1 protein-coding gene is annotated in these 310 nt (G+C 51.9%); it reads left to right on the top strand.

Annotation, left to right across the window (positions count from 1 at the left end; genetic code table 11):
• The coding region (locus tag ACU8YC_RS28650) for a hypothetical protein (RefSeq protein ID WP_446896472.1) at positions 1–291 on the top strand (291 nt) is incomplete at its 5' end.
• Between the last annotated feature and the right edge of the window lie 19 nt (positions 292–310).

The raw sequence follows: 310 nt of genomic DNA, 5'->3' as shown, positions 1-310 counted from the left end.
GAATATATGATGTATATGCTGGCTGACTGGCTGGTTCCGGAGGATGAAACCACCGGAAAGGTTAAACTCCGGCAGATTTTTAATGTTTCAGCGGCGAAAAAAGCCGCCTCCCCGGTGAAAGAAAACCACGTCTCCACCGGCGCACACTGCAGGGCCGCGCCGGAAATAACACCGCAGGCGGGAACCCGGCATCCGCTTATCCGCAAACTGATTAAATTAAGACGGGAGCCGAAACGGTTTTTCTCCGATTCATCGCACCCCGTGCTGAACGTCATGAGTAAAATATTATGAATGCAGATCCGGCGGTAAG

Source organism: Citrobacter sp. VF227 (genome assembly GCF_052950715.1).
The sequence above is the reverse complement of the archived record's forward strand: the minus strand, read 5'-3'. Positions and strand labels throughout refer to the sequence as shown.